Origin of the sequence: Staphylococcus caeli (assembly GCF_051413795.1) — a bacterium.
In the GTDB taxonomy this organism is placed as follows: domain Bacteria; phylum Bacillota; class Bacilli; order Staphylococcales; family Staphylococcaceae; genus Staphylococcus; species Staphylococcus caeli_A.
This window is the reverse complement of the sequence record NZ_JBOIRQ010000003.1, coordinates 20,117-38,227: the sequence shown is the minus strand read 5'-3', so window position 1 is coordinate 38,227 and position 18,111 is coordinate 20,117. Positions and strand designations below refer to the sequence as shown.

The 18,111-nt window shown below is 34.7% G+C and carries 18 protein-coding genes and 1 riboswitch; of the genes, 5 read left to right on the top strand and 13 right to left on the bottom strand.

Going from position 1 to position 18,111, the window contains the following annotated elements; genetic code table 11:
* Nucleotides 1-60: 60 nt before the first annotated feature.
* Both ACSULM_RS02745 and ACSULM_RS02740 read left to right on the top strand, forming a co-directional pair.
* Entirely contained in the window at nucleotides 61-420 is a 360-nt protein-coding gene (locus tag ACSULM_RS02745) for a hypothetical protein (RefSeq protein ID WP_436860342.1), read from the top strand.
* Entirely contained in the window at nucleotides 417-599 is a 183-nt protein-coding gene (locus tag ACSULM_RS02740) for a hypothetical protein (RefSeq protein ID WP_436854664.1), read from the top strand. The genes ACSULM_RS02745 and ACSULM_RS02740 overlap by 4 nt, the downstream gene beginning before the upstream one ends.
* Before the next feature lie 58 nt (nucleotides 600-657).
* On the opposite strand, the gene ACSULM_RS02735 is transcribed toward ACSULM_RS02740, so the two are convergent.
* The 3 genes from ACSULM_RS02735 to ACSULM_RS02725 all read right to left on the bottom strand — a co-directional run bounded on the left by ACSULM_RS02735 (nucleotide 658) and on the right by ACSULM_RS02725 (nucleotide 2,752).
* The gene (locus ACSULM_RS02735; protein WP_436854662.1) at nucleotides 658-849 is read right to left on the bottom strand and encodes a hypothetical protein; all 192 of its coding nucleotides are present in this window, start codon (nucleotides 847-849) and stop codon (nucleotides 658-660) included.
* Nucleotides 850-852: 3 nt separating this feature from the next.
* Nucleotides 853-1,497, bottom strand: coding sequence for an HAD family hydrolase (locus tag ACSULM_RS02730; protein ID WP_436860590.1), 645 nt, complete (start codon nucleotides 1,495-1,497; stop codon nucleotides 853-855).
* 340 nt (nucleotides 1,498-1,837) lie between these two features.
* On the bottom strand, nucleotides 1,838-2,752 hold the full coding sequence (locus ACSULM_RS02725; RefSeq protein ID WP_436860341.1) for a bile acid:sodium symporter family protein: 915 nt from the start codon (nucleotides 2,750-2,752) through the stop codon (nucleotides 1,838-1,840).
* A 268-nt stretch (nucleotides 2,753-3,020) separates the two neighbouring features.
* Here ACSULM_RS02725 and ACSULM_RS02720 point away from each other — a divergent pair, with 268 nt between their 5' ends.
* A complete protein-coding gene (locus ACSULM_RS02720) occupies nucleotides 3,021-3,551 on the top strand; it encodes a hypothetical protein (protein WP_436860340.1) in 531 nt (176 codons plus the stop codon).
* Nucleotides 3,552-3,694: 143 nt separating this feature from the next.
* Here ACSULM_RS02720 and ACSULM_RS02715 read toward each other — a convergent pair whose 3' ends face one another.
* A complete protein-coding gene (locus tag ACSULM_RS02715; RefSeq protein WP_436860338.1) occupies nucleotides 3,695-5,281 on the bottom strand; it encodes an alpha-glucoside-specific PTS transporter subunit IIBC in 1,587 nt (528 codons plus the stop codon).
* A 215-nt stretch (nucleotides 5,282-5,496) separates the two neighbouring features.
* On the opposite strand from ACSULM_RS02715, the gene ACSULM_RS02710 reads away from it, so the two are divergent.
* Nucleotides 5,497-6,264: a MurR/RpiR family transcriptional regulator gene (locus ACSULM_RS02710; protein ID WP_436860335.1), complete on the top strand. Its 768-nt coding sequence runs from the start codon at nucleotides 5,497-5,499 to the stop codon at nucleotides 6,262-6,264.
* Nucleotides 6,265-6,359: 95 nt separating this feature from the next.
* On the opposite strand, the gene ACSULM_RS02705 is transcribed toward ACSULM_RS02710, so the two are convergent.
* The 8 genes from ACSULM_RS02705 to ACSULM_RS02670 form a co-directional block, all read right to left on the bottom strand.
* Nucleotides 6,360-6,866: an SRPBCC family protein gene (locus ACSULM_RS02705; RefSeq protein WP_436860332.1), complete on the bottom strand. Its 507-nt coding sequence runs from the start codon at nucleotides 6,864-6,866 to the stop codon at nucleotides 6,360-6,362.
* A 222-nt stretch (nucleotides 6,867-7,088) separates the two neighbouring features.
* Complete coding sequence (locus ACSULM_RS02700; protein ID WP_436860329.1) at nucleotides 7,089-8,381, bottom strand: Na+/H+ antiporter NhaC family protein; 1,293 nt, start codon at nucleotides 8,379-8,381, stop codon at nucleotides 7,089-7,091.
* Nucleotides 8,382-8,493: 112 nt separating this feature from the next.
* A riboswitch (SAM riboswitch) is annotated at nucleotides 8,494-8,594 on the bottom strand.
* 55 nt (nucleotides 8,595-8,649) lie between these two features.
* Nucleotides 8,650-9,261 (bottom strand): flavin reductase family protein, encoded by a 612-nt coding sequence (locus tag ACSULM_RS02695; RefSeq protein ID WP_436860328.1) that lies wholly within the window; start codon nucleotides 9,259-9,261, stop codon nucleotides 8,650-8,652.
* Nucleotides 9,262-9,469: 208 nt separating this feature from the next.
* Nucleotides 9,470-10,351 carry an SDR family oxidoreductase gene (locus tag ACSULM_RS02690; RefSeq protein ID WP_436860326.1) on the bottom strand — a complete coding sequence of 294 codons (882 nt, stop codon included), beginning with the start codon at nucleotides 10,349-10,351 and terminating at the stop codon, nucleotides 9,470-9,472.
* A 93-nt stretch (nucleotides 10,352-10,444) separates the two neighbouring features.
* Nucleotides 10,445-11,569, bottom strand: a complete 1,125-nt coding sequence (locus ACSULM_RS02685; RefSeq protein ID WP_436860323.1) for an amidohydrolase — start codon at nucleotides 11,567-11,569, stop codon at nucleotides 10,445-10,447.
* Between the two features lie 239 nt (nucleotides 11,570-11,808).
* Nucleotides 11,809-13,044 carry an imidazolonepropionase gene (gene hutI, locus ACSULM_RS02680; protein WP_436860321.1) on the bottom strand — a complete coding sequence of 412 codons (1,236 nt, stop codon included), beginning with the start codon at nucleotides 13,042-13,044 and terminating at the stop codon, nucleotides 11,809-11,811.
* On the bottom strand, nucleotides 13,044-14,705 hold the full coding sequence (gene hutU / locus ACSULM_RS02675) for a urocanate hydratase (RefSeq protein ID WP_436860318.1): 1,662 nt from the start codon (nucleotides 14,703-14,705) through the stop codon (nucleotides 13,044-13,046). Before hutU ends, hutI begins: the two co-directional genes overlap by 1 nt.
* 51 nt (nucleotides 14,706-14,756) lie before the next feature.
* Nucleotides 14,757-16,031, bottom strand: coding sequence for a YjiH family protein (locus tag ACSULM_RS02670; protein WP_436860317.1), 1,275 nt, complete (start codon nucleotides 16,029-16,031; stop codon nucleotides 14,757-14,759).
* A 142-nt stretch (nucleotides 16,032-16,173) separates the two neighbouring features.
* On the opposite strand from ACSULM_RS02670, the gene ACSULM_RS02665 reads away from it, so the two are divergent.
* Entirely contained in the window at nucleotides 16,174-17,049 is an 876-nt protein-coding gene (locus ACSULM_RS02665) for a LysR substrate-binding domain-containing protein (protein WP_436860316.1), read from the top strand.
* Here ACSULM_RS02665 and hutG read toward each other — a convergent pair.
* Nucleotides 17,039-17,968 (bottom strand): formimidoylglutamase, encoded by a 930-nt coding sequence (gene hutG, locus ACSULM_RS02660; RefSeq protein WP_436860314.1) that lies wholly within the window; start codon nucleotides 17,966-17,968, stop codon nucleotides 17,039-17,041. The genes ACSULM_RS02665 and hutG overlap by 11 nt on opposite strands.
* Nucleotides 17,969-18,111: the final 143 nt, after the last annotated feature.

The window sequence follows — 18,111 nt, the reverse complement described above, 5'->3', positions numbered from 1 at the left end:
CTGATTGTACGACGTTTTATGTTATAATTTCCTTGAGATTTTATTTCAAAGGAGTTCTATATGAATCAACAGTTAATGAAACGTACATTGATACTATCTGTTATTTTTGGTGTATTGTTTTTCGTTTTAAATTATTTTAGTGGCGCTAATAGCTCGATTAGCCAATTAATATTCAAGAGCATACTTGTTATCGTTGTATTTGGCATTTTATATTTCACACTATTTTCCATCGTTAATTCGCCTGAAAGAAAATATAAGTTCGGGATTACTATTCCTATAGCACTACTTATTTGCATATTATTGAGTGCAGTATTTTCTGCTTTAAAAATTGGCATTATCGTCGGTCTAATCTTAGGTATACTCGCTGGATATATATGGGAATGGGTAGCCAAAAATAAACATGGTGGTGATCAATCGTGAGTGTTATTTTAGGTGTTATTGTATTAATATTGTTAATTGTTAGTTTGATTCCCAATTTAAAAGCTGTAAGAAAATCTAAAGAAACTGGTGAAAAAAATCCCCGCTTCGCTTTAATGGTTGGTATAGATGCAATATTATTAGTACTTGTCGTTGTAACTTTAATTTTCAAACTTATCTAATAGATTTAAAAAGCAGGACATGCGTCAGTTTAGCGCATGCCCTGCTTTTTACTTATAATTAAAATTGAGATCGCAACACAAAATAATACAATAATGCTGCGCCTAATAAATACACCATAGTCCCAACCATAAAGGATCGAACATGTACCTTAAACGGAATTCGTTTGTTAAATATTGGACCTAGTACTAAATTGCCAATGGCTAGTACCAATGGTCCACTAAGAAAGAATAATAAGATATAACCATTCATACTTTATTTGTCACCCTTTTCAAAATAACGTGAAATGATTTCATCAGCTGTTAAATCTTTACCTACATAATTCATTTCGCTAAAATCTTGAAACTGTGTCATTTCATTAGTATTTACAATCACGTCTAAGCCAGCACGTATCGCCGCGGTAGCACCATTGACTGAATCTTCAATAGCTAAACAGTTAGCTGGATTATAGTTCAATTGTTGCACAGCTGTTAAATATGGGTCCGGATTCGGTTTGATTTCATCCACGTCTTCTCGTCCAACTACCACTTCAATATATGATGCCAATCCTAACTGTTCAAACGTTGGCATAATATCTTTTCGATAGCTGCTCGTAGCAATTGCCATTGGTATGTGACGTTGTTTACAGTATTTCATGAGGTCATGCATATCAGCAATCATTGGTAAATCTTTGCTAGTTTGGTTATGTTCGTCGTAAACCAATTGTTTTCGCGCTAAACCTAACTGTTCTTCCAAATATTCATGTAGCTCAGTTGCTGCACCACCGATAGACTGTCTATAGAAACCTAGCGTTATTTCTTGTAAATCATAGTATTTCAAATGTTTATTAATAATTTCAAACAAGTGCTTTTCAGTATCTATAATCGTACCATCAAAATCAAATACGACAGCTTTATACATCATAAGTACCTCCAATAATCCCTAGTATTCAATATGAATTTATTGTTAGTTTATCATATTTAAAAGTGTATTGATGTTACTGCGCACTAAATATCCATCAAAAAAACAGCTTGGGAGTGAGATAGAAAGCAAATTTTCTAATAAAGATTTCGTAGTCCCACCCCGGCAAGGATGACTAGAGTTGAAAGGTTTACCTGAGCTGAAGTTCGTGTATAAGTTTCACTAACTTAATGAATTAAGCAGTGAGACTTTACATTTTTAATTCAGCCATCTACTGCCTAATTGGAAATAAGTCCGAGACGTTTATTTATGTCCCGGACTCAAACTGTTTTTGTATATGTTAACGCTTATGCCAATATTTCGCTAATATCGGTCCTGTGATATTGTGAATCAAACTAAATACCGCACCAGGTACCGCAGCTAGCGGACTAAAGTGTACAGTTGCTAACGATACAGCTAACCCAGAGTTCTGCATACCTACTTCTATAGATACAGCTTTCTTATCTGCTTTATCTAACTTAAATATTTTAGCTAATGTATACCCAAGTGCGTATCCTACAAGATTATGTAAGATGACAACTGCAAAAATTAATAATCCAGTTTCAAGTATTTGAGACTTACTACCACCTACTACTGAAGCTAAAATCAATAAAATTGCGATAACCGACACAATCGGCAAGGCATTAGCAGATTTGGCAGCAAAATTTTTAAATAATTTCTGTAAAATAAAACCTATCGCAATCGGTATTAAAATGACTTGAATGACTGACCAAAACATACTCATAAATGATACTTGTAGCCATTCATGTGCAAATAAATAAATTAAAGCTGGTGTCAATATTGGTGCAAGTAACGTCGAAACACTTGTAATTGCAACTGATAACGCAACATTTGCATTTGCAAGGTAGCTCATTACATTGCTTGAAGTACCACCTGGACAGCACCCTACTAAGATTACACCGATAGCAACTTCTGGTGGCAAATGAAATAGTTTCGCTATAGCAAAGGCTGTTAATGGCATAATTGTATATTGTAATACCACTCCAATAATAACTGAACGTGGTGATTGAAACACTATTTTAAAATCTTTTGGATCAATAGTTAACCCCATTCCCAACATGACTATCCCTAGTAAATAAGGTACCCAGGCACTCATTGTTGCAAGTTGTGCTGGAAACACAAATCCAATAATAGCAGCAACTAACATCCATATTAAGAATGTGTTGGTGGCAAATCGACTTACTTTTGTTAACATCTTTAAACACTTCCCTTTATGTATTAATAAAGAGAAATGTATCATACTTTATATGACTAAACAACTGAATTTTCTAAATATTCCAAATTTAATCTCTACCTGATTTATTACTAATAAAAATTTTTCAACTTAGTTCTAAAGACCTAGTGAATAGTTCGAAAAAGAGTGGTACAATCTAATAGAAATAAAAACTTGTGAAAATTTAAGTGTAAAAGAATATTATGATAAATAACGACAAAACACTTTATATAGATATTGGGGGTATAATATGTTTTTAGATAAAACTGAAACGTTTGTGTTAAATATTGGTGGCCTTGATAAACGTGCATCACGAAAACAATTAACAAAACTTTTCAAACAAATTCAATTTTGTAAGTCCTTTAAATTTGCAATTTTCAAGAAAAATAATTTGTATGCTTTAGAGATTAATCTTCCTAAGCAGCAATTACCATATATGATTAGCTTTTTGAGTTTCCACAAATATTCTATTTATCAAATTTTAGATAAAGCGCATGCAGATGAACTTTTAGATTCAGATCACTTACTTTTATCTTCAAAACGATTTGAATTAGCAATCGATGGTTTACATGACGCATTTATAAAAGATAAAGTCATTGATATTTTGAATTTAATAAATCAAACAGATTATATTACATTTACTTTTAATCGAAACAAGGTCAATGTATCTTGTTCCCCAACCGTGTTTGCAAAACTTATTTATATGATAGCAACACATAACATAGATATACTCGGTGCGATATATCAACCACGTTTGATGAATAAAGCAAGAATCTCATAATGTCTTATTATAATTGACATTGCTAAAGAATTGAATTACTGCCAATCGCATATTTATTGTGCGTTGGCAGTTTTTTTCATTATAAAAACCCTGAATAAGTAGGTTATTATCCAAATAACACGCTTGTTCAGGGTTTCTATTATTTACGCTTCTTCATTTATAATATTTTCAAATGCTTCTCTAACTTGTGGAACAGACATCCCAACCACAACTTGTACGTTCTTCCCACTTTTCACTAAGCCATGAGCCATTTGATTATGTGTGAAATAACTGCTGTCTTCCACTTTATCAACATCATTAACTGTTAGTCTTAGGCGCGTTGTACAGTTTGTAACATCTTTAATATTGTCTTTGCCACCAAGTCCACTTAAGTAATATTGTGCCTTTTCTTCATATCCATTTCCAGTAGGTGTGGAATTATGAGTCTCACCTTTTTTATCTTTATAATCATTTTTGCTATATAGTTTCAAATCTTCCTCATCCTTTTTACGCCCTGGAAGTGGAATATTGAATTTTAAAATTAAGAATCTGAATAAGAAATAGTAAATGGCTGTAAAACTTAATCCAATCACGATTTGAATGACATATGTCAGCCAGTGATTCTGTGCAAGTGGAATCCAGTTGGTTGCGAAGAAGTCTAATAATCCACCACCAAAGTTACCTACAAGACCAAAAGCATACATTAATGTATCCATCGTTGCTGCAAGCAATGCATGTAATAAGAATAAATACGGTGCAATAAATAAGAACGTAAATTCTAATGGTTCCGTAATACCAACAACCGCTGCCGTTAATGTTGCTGGAATCAATAATGCTGCAATTTTCTTCTTATTCTCTTTAGGAGTTGTGGAATACATGGCTAATGCAATTCCAATTGCACCAAATACTTTTCCATTCCCTTGTAACATATATCCATATGGAAATAGTTCTTTCAACGGTTTTGTGCTCTTAGCAAATTCATTAACATGTTCAAACCATTCTGCTTTCAAACCATGATTGACGATAACTGGCCCAACTTCAATCGGTGCATATATGAAGTGATGCAAACCTGTTGGAATCAATACTCTTTCTAAGAAATGATATAACCAAACACCTATATAGCCAGAACCTATGATGAACCCTTGTAGCGATGAAATACCGCCTTGTACAGTAGGCCATATGATACAAGTAATTAAAGCGACTGGTAACATCACAAAGAATGAGATTGTTACAACAAAAGTTAAACCTTGGAATACACCTAACATTTCTGGCAATTTTCTACTATAAAATCGATTATGTATCCATGTAATAATACTTGAAATAATAATACCACCTAATATATTGGTATCTAACGTTTCAATTCCAGCAATCGCTTTAAGTCCAGTTACATTTTCCACGCCTTTTTCTAAATTAGCACCAAATGTATGTGGCCATTGCGTTAAAATCGCATTAATAAATGTATTAAACATGAGATATCCCATTAGCGCAGCCAAAGCGGCATGTCCCGGTGCTTTCTTAGCTAATGACAGTGGCAAACCTACAACAAATATAATTTCCATATGATTGAATATCGTCCAACCGCCTGACTCTATTACTGACCATATTTTGAACCATGTTGTGCCATCTTCCGCAATACTTCCCATGATTGACGGATTTTTAAATAACGTCGCAAAACCTAACACAATCCCAAAAAATGCGAACATTAATACTGGTACGATCATTGCGCTACCAAACCTTTTTATTGCATTCATAGTGCTGTCCCCCATTTTCTATATTATGGAAGTTTCCCTTCCATATTGATTATTATTTTCTATATCATTCATTTCTCAATACCGATATTATTAATTTTATTTTAAAGGAAACGCTTACATACAAACAATAGTTTGACGTCATTCGGAATTATTTTGTATAATCAGATTATATTTTCATAGAGTGAAAATATTTTCACGATTGAGAGGTGATTACTTTGTTCCTAGATGAACGTATCAACAAAAATTTTAATAAACTAAATGAAAATGACCTACAAATTGCTCATTTTATCAATACACATATAACGCAATGTAAAACGATGAAAATCCAAACACTTGCGTCACATACACATGCTTCCAATGCAACCATCCATCGCTTTACTCGCAAATTAGGCTTCGATGGTTATAGTGATTTCAAATCATATTTAAAATTTGAAACAGAGCAGTCCCATCAATTACCTTCAGATTCAATTGAAGATTTCAAACAAGAAATTGAAAATACATTCACCTATCTGGAACGTATTGATTACGATCTCATCACACATAAAATCAATCAAGCTGAAACAGTGTATTTGTATGGTACTGGACTAGCTCAAATGAATGTTGCTCAAGAGGCGCAAAGAATCTTATTGACGATTCACAAGAGCATTATTGTGCTACATGATGTTCACGAAATTAAAATGGTCTTAAACAAAACGACCCCTAAAGATATCTTCTTTATTATTTCACTTTCCGGTGAAACAGAACAGCTCACAGATATCACGAATTTATTGCAATTACGTCAAAAATATTTCTTCTCTATAACGACTTTAAAAGATAATACATTAGCTCAAAAAGCAAACTACAATATTTATGTATCTAGTAACACATTTTATCTTGCAGATGGTATAGACTATTCTAGTTTTATTAGTTATCACATTTTCTTTGAAACATTATTGCGAAAATACAATGAACGTCAAGAAAAAGGCGAATTATTATCACGTTAATATAACAGCTAAAGGACTTACATACCATTCTGTTTTGGTACATAAGTCCTTTTTTTATTTCATCTTCGATTTTATTTTACGTTTCAATATTCCGATTATAAATCCGCTTCAAATGTTTCTAACACATGTTGCAATTGATCGAACATCATTTCAAACCCATGTGCAGTAGAATCATGGTATTCTTTCTTTTTCTGTTTATATTCTAATGTCGTTAATCTACGTTCTCTTGGTACAAACGCAGTATAATTGAATATCATTTGCGTAATACCTGGTTCTCTTTCAAACACTTCTACCTCTATCGTATCTTCGGAATCGCTCAGTTCAGGCATACCGATAGTCATTACAACATACTCGTAAGGTGTTAAGGTCACATATGATCCTTGCACAATATTTTCTTTCCCTTTACGAACATCAACTATTTTATAGCTACCATTTTGTTCAGGAGTTATTTGAATAGATTTATTCGTTCTATCCGTCGTCATGAACCATTGTTTTAAAAAGCGTTCGTCCGTCCATGCTTGGTAAAGTAATTCGGGTTCAACTTTAAATAATCGTTCAAGTCGAACTTCTACATTTTCATTTTCCACATTATATTTAGCCATGATTGATAGTTCACCTACTTTCACACTTAATTCTATTTTAACGTATTATCTTAGACTTCTAAACAATAATCATATTCAATAGTTTAACATTATAAATTGTTTTTATTTACTCTCTTCAGTTTAGCGCTATATATCAATCACCGTCAAAAGTTTACCACTGAAAAGGAGGACATATAACAGTGCATTATGAACACTTATATACATGTCCTCCTAATCATTTCATCAACGTTTAGATAATCTTGGCAATCTAAACACGATGGCAATAATACCACATATACCTAATATAATAGGATAAATAGAATATGGTACAAGTTCAAATGGTGATATAGACGCTACACCAGCTGCTGCGATAAGTTGCGGACTGTAGGGTAATAAACCTTTAAAACAACTCGCAAACATATCGAGAATACTCGCTGACTTACGTGGATCAACACCATATTCGTCTGAGATATCTTTAGCGAGTGGACCAGCCATCAATATAGAAATTGTATTATTCGCTGTAGAAATATCTGCCACACTTACTAATCCTGCTATACCCATTTCTGCACCACGTTTAGATTTCACTCTGTTGCGCACAAAGTTTAATAACCATGTAATACCACCATTATGTTGGATTAATGCTACGAGCCCTCCAATTAACAAAGCAATGATGGCAATATCTTCCATTCCGATGATACCTTTTGAAATTGAACTCAATAAACCTGTCCAACCAAATGAACCATAGCATAGTCCAATGATAGCTGATAGTACAACGCCACCAATAAGTACGATAATCACATTTATACCTATAAGTGCAAGTATCAATACAAATAGATACGGGATGACTTTAATTAAATCATAGTCATAATTTTTAGTGGCATCAACTTGTGCACCATTAGTCAATAACCACAATATAATAATTGTAACGATGGCACCTGGCAAGACGATTTTGATATTTACTTTGAATTTATCGCTCATTTTGGTCTTTTGTGTTCTCACTGCAGCAATCGTCGTATCAGATATCATTGATAGATTATCACCAAACATCGCACCACCAACAACAGTTGCCATTGTGATAGCCGCTGAGACATCCGTTGCTTGACTTAAACCAAAGCCAACTGGGGCAATTGCTGCCACTGTACCAACAGAAGTCCCCATTGATAATGATACAAACATACATATGACAAATAAACCTACGATGATTAAATTTTCTGGAATAAGCGATAACCCTAAGTTAACTGTAGATTTTACGCCACCCATATCTTCGGTTGTCTGTGAAAACGCACCTGCTAATAAGAATATAAGCATCATTAAAATAATATTTGAATGTCCAGCACCCTTAGTAAACACTTCTATCTTTTTTTGAAACGATTCTTTTCTATTTAATACTAATCCAATAATAGATGCTACCAATATCGCAACGTTCAATGGCATAGTCGTAAAATCTCCTGTTGCGATACCTACACCTAAAAACATACCCACAAATATAATGAGCGGTATCAATGCCCACGCATTGCCTTTCTTTGTCTCTTCCATACAGAACCCACTTTCTTCAATTTATAAAACGTTATAAAATCTTCAATTTTAGATACTGAACAAATAAAAAACTCTTTCTTATAAAGAAGAAAGAGTAAACTCAACACATTTAATCTTATCTTCTAGCACATATCATGCTACTGGAATTGGCACACGCATCTTCATGTTGCCGAAGTATCAACGGGCCAGTCCCTCCACTTCTCTAGATAAGTTATTTAATTTATTGTCTTACAGTACAGTATTAATGTCATTCCGTCAAATGTTGCTGTTACTCTGTGGGGCGTTGAATCGTAAAGGGGTTACCAAGCGACATATAATCATGTCCTGCTAAGCGTCCAACTGGCTTTAACGCTTGTGGATCTATTTTACTATCTTCTATATAAATGTCATCATCAATATGAAACATCTCTACCTGACCAATGATTAAATCAGAGCCTTCATCTGCATCTCCTAATGAAATGATTCGCTCTAAGCGACACTCCATGCGCATCTTCGCTTCTACTATGCCTGGCACTGAAATACACTCAGAATCAACGCAAGTCAAATTGGTTCTGTCTAATTCATTTTGCGTTCTATGTATTGGCGCTGCAGTTTCATTAATTTGCTCGATCGTTGACTCATCTGAAATGTGAACAACAAAACATTGTGTTTCCTCTATATTTAAAGATGTATCTTTGCGCTGTCCATTTGATCGCCCAACTGAAATCATAATCATTGGTGGCGCGCTACACACCACATTAAAAAAACTAAAAGGTGCTGCATTTAAATTACCTAATTTATCTTGAGATGTCACAAATGCGATAGGTCTAGGAATGATACCGCCACTCAATAATTTATAATTTTGCTGTTTTGATAATGTATCTGCTTTAAACATTTTCATATATGACTCATACCTTTCAAAAAAACAAAAAGGGTTAGACTGAAATTTATCTACTAAACAAATTTCATTGTGCTAACCCTATTATTTTCTTTTATAATTAATTTCATTTAAAGCGATATTGATATATTACATATCAAACAAATCTGCGTTTATATTTTACAGCAATATTTACATGAATTCTACTACGTTACATTCACAATCTATCAAACTAGTCGATTTGTGTGCCACCTGTCACACCATAGACTTGCCCAGTCGTATAACTAGATTCTTCCGCAGCTAGGTGTACATAAATACCAGCTAGTTCGACAGGTTGACCTGCTCTTCCTAGCACTTCTTTTTGTCCGAATGCTGGAATTTTTGATTGTGGTTGACCACCTGATATTTGTAATGGTGACCAAAATGGACCTGGAGCGACACAATTCACACGAATACCTTGTGCACCAAGTTCTTCTGATAAACTTTTAGTCAGTGAAATAATCGCTGCTTTAGATGCTGCATAATCATGTAAAATTGGACTTGGATTATAACCTTGAACTGATGACGTTAACGTTATCGTTGCACCCGCTTGTAAATAGTCTAATGCCTTTTGAACAGTCCAAAATATAGGATATACATTCGTTTCAAATGTCTCAGCAAATGAGGCAGTATCAAAGCCTTTAATATTATCTTTGTATTGTTGATGACCAGCTACGAGTGTAACGTTATCTAAACCACCAAGTTCATTGTACGCTTGTTCAACTAAATCATAGTTGAATTGCTCATCACGTAAATCTCCTGCAATGAGCACTGCTTTTCGCCCTGCTGCTTCAATAACTTGTTGTACCTCTTCAGCATCTTGTTGTTCGTCAGGTAGATAGTTGATGGCTACATCGGCACCTTCTTTGGCGTATGCAATAGCAGCAGCTCTTCCTATTGCAGAATCTCCACCTGTCACTAACATTTTATAATCTGTTAATCGGCCATGTCCTTCATATGATGTTTCACCACAATCAGGTTTGGGCTCTAATTTATTTTGTAAACCTGGTACAGGTTGTTCTTGCTTCGGAAAATCTTGACTTGAGAATTTTGTTCTTGGATCTTGTCCTGCCATATTATTCACTCCTTAAATAATGTTCTATTCTTGTTTACCCAACAATTCTATTGTCTAATACATTATTTAAGTGAACAGTGCATTGACGACGCCTTATGCTTCATTCAATAGTTTTTGTACAAACGTTACAAAATATTCAGGAACTTTTTCTAAAATACGCTCATCTGGATCATATTTAGGATGATGTAAATCATATTCACTGTTAGAACCGATAAATACAAATACACTTGGATATTTATTTGAAAAACCGGAAAAGTCTTCACCAATTGTCAATGGCAGGTCCATCATGTGTACTTCATAACCTACCTCTTTTGCAACTGCTACCGCATCATTAGTCAACTTCTCATCATTTATTACAACACCAGGTAAACGGTGGTATAACGATTCAATTTCAACATCAAATGCTTCTGACAGCCCTCGACCAATAGATTTTAAGCGTTCCTCAATCATTGTACGTTTCGCTTCATCAAAGCTTCTAACGGTACCTTGAACATACGCTTCATCGGCGATTACATTCCATGTATTTCCACTTGATACTTCACCAATTGTGACAACTGCATTATCAAATGCAGATAAATTTCTACTGACGATGGATTGTACACTGTTAATCAATTGACCTAACACAATGACTGGATCATTGCCTTGTTCTGGTTTGGCTGCGTGGGCACCTTTACCTTTGATTTTAAATTCAAAGCGATCAACTGACGATGTAATAACACCTGATTTAACTGCAAACTCACCAATATTCATCGTTGGATAATTATGGTAACCTAACACAGCTTTAGCCCCTTCTATGGCACCCGTATTCGCTATATTTACTGCGCCATAACCTAGCTCTTCAGCAGGCTGGAATATGATTCTCACACGACCATTTAACTGACTTTCAATTTCTTTTAATCTAGTGGCTACTGCTAAAACACTTGCCATATGTAAATCATGTCCACATGCATGCATCACGCCTTCATTGGTTGAGGTGAATTCGTGGACGACTTGTTCATTTATCGGCAAGGCATCAATATCAGATCTTACTGCAACTAATTGTTCCCCTTGCCCTATCTCAGCAACTAAACCTGTTTCTAAAGGCAAATCTAACACTTTAATATCAAACGATTCTAAAATACGTCGAATTCGTTTCGTCGTTTCATATTCTGCATCTGATAATTCTGGAAATTGGTGGAACGTTCTTCTCCAATTGATATAATCTTCGTATTGTGGCATACTAACACGCTTCCTTTCATTCCTTTAAAATATTGAACTTATTACTCTAATGATATACTGTTCACAAATTGCACAATAATCATTTTCATATCTCTTTAACTCTATGTTATCATAATTGTCAAAATATTTAATCAACTCTAGTCAATTCAAATATAAAAAGAACGGTAGACGCAATCAAACTCTCACATCTGATTACGTTCTACCGTTCCTATTTATTTGCATAGTATAAACATATAGTATTATTTAAGTTTTATTTGGTTATCAACTAAGACTTTACCATCTTTGATTACCTTTTCAGCATGGTTAATACCATAATGGTAAGGAATATATTCATGGTTTGGTGCATCCCAAATTACAATATTGGCTTTGTCGCCAGCATTAATAGTTCCGGCATCAACATCGATGGCTTTGGCAGCATTTACTGTTACAGCATTCCAAATTTCATTAGGTGATAATTTTAACTTAAGTGCAGCAATTGACATTACAAGCTGTAAATTGTTTGTTACGCAACTACCTGGGTTGAAGTCTGTAGCAATCGCAATTGCGCCACCATTGTCTAACATCCCTCGTGCATCGGCATATTGTTCTTTACCTAAATAGAATGTTGTACCTGGCAATAACACAGCGACTGTGTCACTCTCTTTAAGCTTAGCTTTACCTTCTGTACTTGAAGCAACAAGATGATCAGCTGAAATTGCGCCTTCATCGATTGCCAATTCTAATCCACCTAGCGGATCGATTTCGTCTGCATGAATTTTGACATCGAAGCCTAATGCCTTAGCTGCTTCCATGTATTTCTTAGATTCTTCAATCGTGAATACACCCGTTTCACAGAAGATATCAGCAAAATCTGCATATGGTTTAACTTCTGGTAATAAATCAATCATCTCTTGTAAGAATGCTTGATTTGACGTTGCATCTTTAGGAACAGCGTGTGGACCTAAAAATGTATGTTTCATGTCTAAATTATATTTTTCAGCAAGTCGATTGGATACACGTAGTTGTTTCAATTCATTTTCTTTATCTAAGCCATAGCCACTCTTACTTTCTACTGCAAGAACACCATGTTCTATCATCGTTACTAAGTTCTTTTCTGCTTTTTTAAATAATTCATCTTCTGTTGCATTGCGAGTCGCTTCAACTGTTGAAAGTATCCCTCCACCTTGTTCTAAAATTTCTAAATACGAAACACCTTGTCTCTTCAAGGACATTTCATGTTCACGTGAGCCACCATGTACAAGATGTGTATGTGCTTCAACCAATGCTGGCGAAACGACTTTACCTGTTGCATCAATGATTTCATTTGCTTCGTATTCATCTGAATGCGCACCGGCGTAGATTACTTTGCCATCTTTAACGACAACTGTACCATTTTCAATAATAGTAAGTTCATCTAACTCTTTTCCTTTTAAAGGACGTTCTGTAGATTTCGGTAAAATTAATTCTTTAATATTTTGAATGATTAAATCGTTCATTATTTGTCTCCTTTACCTGTAATCATTGGAATGTTGATACCTTTTTCTTTAGCAACTTGAATTGCAGATTCATAACCTGCATCAGCATGTCTCACTACTCCCATACCCGGATCTGTAGTTAATACACGTCCTAATCTTCGATCTGCACGTTCAGATCCATCAGCTACTACTACCATACCGGCATGTAACGAATAACCCATACCTACACCGCCACCGTGATGGAACGAAATCCATGAACCGCCTGCCGCTGTATTGATTAAAGCATTGAGGATTGCCCAATCACCAACAGCATCAGAACCGTCTTGCATACCCTCTGTTTCACGGTTTGGACTTGCAACTGAACCTGAGTCAAGGTGGTCTCTACCTATAACAATAGGTGCAGAAATTTCGCCATCTCTTACAAGTTTATTCAATGCTAAGCCCATTTTTGCACGTTCTTCATAGCCTAACCAAGCAATACGTGATGGTAATCCTTGGAACGCAATTTTTTCCTGTGCTAAATCTAACCAACGAATTAGTTTATCATTTTCTGGGAATATTTTTCTCATTTCTTCATCTGCACGTTCGATATCTTTTGGATCACCACTTAAAGCAGCGAAACGGAATGGTCCTTTACCTTCACAGAATAGTGGACGGATATAAGCCGGAACAAATCCAGGGAAGTCAAAGGCATTTTCTAATCCATTGTTAAATGCAACTTGTCTAATGTTGTTACCATAGTCGAATGCGACTGCACCATTTTTCTGGAATTCAAGCATTAATTCTACGTGTTTTCTCATAGAATTCTGTGCTTCTTTCACATATTGTTTTGGATCTTTATCACGAATCGCTTTAGCTTCTGCTAATGAATAACCTTGTGGAACATAACCATTCAATGGATCATGCGCACTCGTTTGGTCTGTAACAATATCAATCTTAAATCCTTTGTCTAAGATTGCTTTATGTGTATCTACTGCATTTCCTACTAAACCAATTGATAATGGTTGTCCTTTGTCGCGTGCTTCTTCAGCTAAACGTAATGCTTCATCTAAATCATGCGTTTTAACGTCACAATAACGTGTTTCAATACGTTTATCAATGCGTGTTTCATCTACATCTACACCAATGACTACACCGCCATTCATTGTTACGGCTAGTGGTTGTGCACCACCCATACCACCAAGTCCAGCTGTTAAAGTAACCGTACCATTTAATTTACCGTCAAAATGTTGATTCGCAAGTTCACCAAATGTTTCATATGTTCCTTGTACAATACCTTGTGAACCTATATAAATCCAACTACCGGCAGTCATTTGGCCATACATCATTAAGCCTTTTTTATCTAATTCATTAAAGTGATCCCAATTTGCCCATTCTGGTACCAATACAGAGTTTGAAATTAATACACGTGGTGCCTCTTCATGTGTTTTAAATACAGCGACAGGTTTACCTGATTGTACTAACATTGTTTCATCCGCTTCTAATGAACGTAACGTTTCTTCAATCGCTTCAAAAGCTTCCCAATTACGCGCTGCTTTACCAATACCACCATAAACAACTAAATCTTCTGGACGCTCTGCTACTTCTGGATCAAGATTGTTGTACAACATTCTAAGTACTGCTTCTTGTTCCCAGCCTTTACATTCAATGTCTAAACCTTTTTTTGCTTCTATTTTTCTCATGAAAAACCACTCCTATTTTCAATAAATTTATCTTTTGTTTAAATACGTTTACTAAAAAATCCACAATGCAAATGGAATTGTAATCAATAAAGTCAGAACTACACGTTCAAACCAAATAATGACTAATTTTCCAACCGAAACTTTGATTTCTGTAGATAGAATTACCGGTACTACACTTGAAAAGAAAATAATCGCTGATACGCTCATCACAGCAACTGTAAAGCGTGTAGCTAAATCGGCTGTTTGCGCAATTGCTGCTGGCAACAACATCTCAACAATTGAAATCGTTGATGCTTGTGCCAAAACAGCAACATCTTTGACTGGAAATATACTTATAAATGGATAAAAAATATAAGAAATGTATTCAATTATGGGTGTATATTCCGCAATAATCAGTCCTAAAAATCCTATAGACATAATCGATGGCAATATAGCAATCGTCATCTTTACACCGTCTCTTAGATTTTCTACAACATTTTCAACCAAAGACTTCGAATGTTCAACTGCTAATTTAGCTTCTAACCATGATTCTTTTAATAAAGGCATATCTCTACGTACTTCTTTTTTGTATGGTTGTACTTGATGCGTTGTATTTTTCTCAAATCTTATAGGTGGGAGTTGTACAGTAATTGCAGTAACAATAAATGTGACTGCGAGTGTAAACCAAAAATAAAGATTCCAATGTTCTATAATACCTAATGTATTGGCAACGATAATCATAAATGTTGCAGATACTGTCGAAAATCCTGTTGCTACCACGACAGCTTCTTTATGTGTATATCCACCATCTTTATAGACTCTATTTGTAATGAGTAATCCAATAGAATAACTGCCTACAAATGATGCGACGGCATCTACAGCTGACTTACCAGGTGTTTTAAATATTGGTCGCATGATTGGTCTACATATAACACCGATAAATTCCAATAATCCAAATCCAACTAAAAATGATAAAAATATAGCACCAATAGGTATTAATACGCTTAATGGTATCGCTAACTTTTCATACAAAAATGGACCAATGCTATCTTTCAATACAAAATTCGGTCCAAAGTTGAACACAACCATCAATGCAATCACAATCCCTATGACTTTAAAGAAACTAAAAATCATATCTGTTTTAGATTGGTTCCACTTTTTATTTATAAATGGATGTGCTGCACCAATAATAATTAAAATCAACACATAATATGGCAATATTGGATGAACCAATGCTGTAATCCATTGCACAACATGGTCAATCATAATTGTCGACTGACCATTGATTGTAATTGGTACAAAGAAAAATATAATGCCAATGAAACTATAAATGAAAAATTTCCACATGTACTCCACGCCCCTTACATGAAAGTACATCTCCCTCTATATTTCTAAGTATAGTATGATAAAATATAGACTACCAATATAAATAAACTAATTATTAATAACTTAAAACTATAAATAACTCAAATCATATGAGGTGCTTATCATGAAAATCATTCAATTGGAATATTTTGTTGCTGTTGTAAACTACAATAGTTTTACTAAGGCGGCTAATTTTTTACATATTAGTCAACCATCCCTTACAACAACAATTAAGAAAATGGAGGCAGATTTAGGCTATGATCTTTTGATGCGTTCTACGAAGGATATCAAAATTACTGAAAAAGGCATTCATTTTTATAATTATGCCCAACAGCTAATCCAAAATTATCATCAAACACTTGAGAAAATGCATGATCTTAAAATGGGCCATGTAGCTAAAATCAAAATTTCAATTTTGGAATCCACTAATCAATGGATTTCACAAATTTTAGCAACACATGCAAAACTTAATGACAATCAAACCTACCTTATTTCCGAAGTTCACGATCAAAGTAAAATCATCGAATTATTAATAAACTTTGAAAGTCATGTCGCTTTTACAAACGAACAAATTAGTCATGAAGCCATCACTTCTATACCACTTTACGAGGAATCATATGTGTTACTAACTTCTAAAAATGCTTTTCCAAATACGCATACAACTTCTATTGCGCATCTACCGTTAATTCTACCAACGAAAGGTTCACAAGTGCGCAAACACCTTGATGATTACTTTAATCGAATGAACATTCATCCAAACATCGTAATTGAAGTAGATCGTTTCGAAGCAGCTACAAATTTTGTACATAGAGGTCTTGGTTACGCTGTAATTCCTAGAGTTTACTATCAATCTTTCAATGCACGTGATTTAGACGCTATTGATATTAAGCCTAAATTGACACGCTCTATTTATATCAATTACCTAAAAAAAAGAAAACACGCATCACGCGTGCTTTCTTTCATCGACCAATGTATCGATTATTGGAATTTTAGAGAATAAAATGATGTAAAAAATTAGCCGACAATTTTGCTGTCCTTTGGTCAATATCATACTTAGGATTTGTTTCAGCAATACTTATCGATACCACTTTGTCGTTCGGAATAATACGTTTTGCCAATTCAAGTACAATATGAGGCGTTAATCCTAGTACACCATTAGCACTCACGCCAGGTGCAAATGCACTATCAATCGCATCCATGCAAATCGTAAACATAATCACATCATGATCGTGTACAAATCGTTCTACTTTATCTTTAATCGGAGGAGAAATTTGGTGTAAGAGTTCATCAGCATATACATAACCAATGCCTCGTGCTTCAGCATAGTCGAACAAGGATTGCGTATTACCACTTTGTTGAATACCTAATACTAAATAATCTGCATCATTATCTTGTTCTAATATCTGTCTGAAACTTGTACCCGATGTTGAACCTGGTGCTTCCCTCGTGTCAAAATGCGCATCTATATTTATGACACCAATTGAGGCATCAGGGTAAGCTTCTCTGGTACCTAAATATTGTGCGTACGCAATATCATGCCCACCACCAAGCAAAAAGGTCTGATTATGTTTTTGTATAGATTTGGCAACTAGTTGTCCAAATTCCTTCTGTGTTTCTTCTAAATGTTCGTGATCATGTATTACATTACCATAATCATATATTTGGCATTGCCTAATGACAGGTAAATTAGCAAATGTTTTCTTAATGGCGTTTGGCCCTTCTTTAGCACCCGTACGCCCTTTATTTAGCTCAACACCTTTGTCTACTTCATAACCTAACAACCCAACTCCATGTCGTACCTCGTCATAGTTATCTTCAATGTTGCGAAACGCTATGGTTTGAAAGTGTCTAAACTGTGATTCATCTGTGTCACTATCCAATCTTCCAGTCCAAAGATCACGTTGTGCTAATTTATACATAATGCTCCTCCTTTTAACTATTATCCATTTAAAAGTATACGCTTACATTTTCATCAATTCAATTTATAATTATGTTTACCCATTTGTCTGCCTAATAATTTCAAAATTTCGCAATAAATATTTCAATTTAATGTTACATTTTC